Here is a 2,477-nt window from a genome sequence, read left to right as displayed (position 1 = left end):
TAGCATCTAAAATAAAAATTGACGTTTCACGTTGTTTGTTTCGTTCAGTTTTCAAAGAACTACTTGGTCGCTCATTTGCGACTTCCTTATGTTAACATTTTCATCTTTCAATGTCAACTAAGTTTTTCATTTCGTTTGTCACTTGCGATGTTATTGTCATCAGCGACTTGTCCTATATTACACCTCTATATAATAATAGTCAATATTAATCTTTCATTTTTTTTAAAAAGATGAAAAAGACTCTCATACCCCCCTTTTATTTCTCATACATATCAATAAGATAACTGAAAGGAGTGTAGAACTTGTTCAATCCTTCTTTATTACACATCATAAGCTCCCATTCAAGAAGCCCACACTATCATAGGAAGTTTCCAATCATTCTATTTTGGAGTCAAAAAAGCGGTTGTACTTCTCTTGCTAAGTGGTTCTTTTACCAGATTGATTTATTACAAACCGCTCTAAGTTATAGTCCTTTCATTCATAATTATGAATATGATATATACAAAAGTACACCTGCCTATAGTGTACGACTAGGAATAGCTCTACGAGAAAAACAAAAAGAAACTTTTAAACTTGTTCGTAACCCTTATAGGAGAGCAGTCAGTTCTTTCGTATCCTTAATTGGACCTCCTTATATGGAACATCCCGAATGGAAACCCATCCGAAAGTTTTTATATCAAGATGAAAATTCCTCCAAAGGGATCTCATTTAAACAATTTCTATACTATCTATTTATGAAAGGAGCTCACGCAAGTGATATTAACCCACATTTCACACAACAATATATAGCTGGTGAAGAAGAATATGTGACCAATTATATATACTTAGAAAACTTCGATCAGGAAATGAAAGAATTAGAAAAGCGTTTCGAATTAAAAACCGCACCAATAAATGAGTTCTCAACATCATGGCATCATCAAACTCCCGCCATGATTTATAAAGGGGATTTTAGCGAAGGCGATATTACTGATCCTTTATTTCCACGTCATCCAACTTTTGAAAGCTTTTATGATACTGAATGTATACAACTTGTCCAAACAATATTTCAAAATGATTTCGACACATATAAATACAGCAAAGAATATCCATACTAACTTTAGTCTATTATCTTTGCTAAATAAAAAAGATACCTCATATATAAGGTATCTTTTTAACATTTCAATTATATAAATCATACTGTTTAACAGTCTCTATTCTCCACCTTGTTACCTTTTAATAGATTACATAACTTTTGCTTATCCGCCCATCCTACTCCGATTAAAACTAAACTCGCTCCCATTATTACTCTCCATGTCAGAGATTCATTTAATAGAATAATTGAAGTAACAATACTTATTAATGGTAATGCATTTAAATATACTCCGCTTACTGATGCTGAAACTCTCTCTAGCGCTTTATTCCAAAACCAATACGCTAAAATTGTTGCTCCAATAACAAGGTATATTACACTAAGTCCCGTTTTCCAAGTTTCAACCTTTGGGAGACCGTAATAAAAAATTTCTACCAGTGCAAACGGTAAGAGAATAACAGCTCCAATAATTAAAGTTAATGTTGTAAAAACCTCGTTTGATAAATACTGTTCTTGTTTTGGTCGTTTTAGCAAAACTGTGTAGAAAGCAAATAGAAAAGTACTTAATAATATCAGTATATCTCCTATTAAAGACACTTCTTGATTAACACTTTTAGATGGAATCGTAATAAAGAGTACTCCTATAGCACCCAATATAATTCCTATCCAATAATTCAATCGAATTTTCTCTTTCAAAAAGAGTGCTGAAAAAAGAATTGTAACTAATGGTAACGCAGCATCTATAATGCTCACATGTAATCCACTGGTTAAAGAAATGCCGTAGGATGTAAACATAAAATAACCAGCTACACCGGTAAAAGCTAACAAACTCATTCTTTTCCATGGAACTTTTTTATGTACAACTGATTTTTGTAGTTGCTTAAATGAGAATAGCATACAAATTCCACCTGCAAAGAAAAGACGAATAAATAACAAAGTAAACGGCTGAATAGATTCTAACGCCCATTTTGTTGGCGCAATGGCTGTGCCCCATAATATAACAGCCACTAATAACATGCATATTTCTTTCATAATCCCCACACCCATCAAAAATATATGTTAACTACCTTAATTATAGATTTTTTCTAATGTAAAATCCTTTAAAAGCACAAAAGGTTATGTAAAAATAACAATCTAGCTCTTTTTACATAACCTTTTTTATATAAGATCACAAACATTCTTGTTACATCTGGACTACATTCTTATAAAGGTAATTCTTACCTTTAAATTTAAAATAATAAAAATAAATACAAAAAACCTAAGTCAAAACGACTTAGGTTTTTGCTTGGCGACGTCCTACTCTCACAGGGACAAGGTCCCAACTACCATCGGCGCTAGAGAGCTTAACTTCCGTGTTCGGTATGGGAACGGGTGTGACCTCTCTGCCATCATCACCAAACTATGAAGG

Annotated in this window: 2 protein-coding genes and 1 rRNA gene; 1 reads left to right on the top strand and 2 read right to left on the bottom strand. The window is 32.7% G+C overall.

Going from position 1 to position 2,477, the window contains the following annotated elements:
- The first annotated feature begins 302 nt into the window (after positions 1-302).
- The gene (locus tag GBN78_RS29380) at positions 303-1,094 is read left to right on the top strand and encodes a sulfotransferase family 2 domain-containing protein (protein WP_000483015.1); all 792 of its coding nucleotides are present in this window, start codon (positions 303-305) and stop codon (positions 1,092-1,094) included.
- An 86-nt stretch (positions 1,095-1,180) separates the two neighbouring features.
- Here the strand turns inward: GBN78_RS29380 and GBN78_RS29375 are convergent, their stop codons facing one another.
- Together GBN78_RS29375 and rrf are read right to left on the bottom strand one after the other, a co-directional pair.
- Positions 1,181-2,101: a DMT family transporter gene (locus GBN78_RS29375; RefSeq protein ID WP_152128016.1), complete on the bottom strand. Its 921-nt coding sequence runs from the start codon at positions 2,099-2,101 to the stop codon at positions 1,181-1,183.
- A gap of 251 nt (positions 2,102-2,352) precedes the next feature.
- A 5S ribosomal RNA gene (gene rrf / locus GBN78_RS29370) occupies positions 2,353-2,468 on the bottom strand.
- Positions 2,469-2,477 lie beyond the last annotated feature (9 nt).

The sequence above is a fragment of the Bacillus sp. B2-WWTP-C-10-Post-4 genome (genome assembly GCF_009183805.1).
In the GTDB taxonomy this organism is placed as follows: domain Bacteria; phylum Bacillota; class Bacilli; order Bacillales; family Bacillaceae_G; genus Bacillus_A; species Bacillus_A cereus.
Note: the sequence above shows the minus strand (reverse complement) of the source record. Positions and strands in the feature narration are given on the sequence as shown.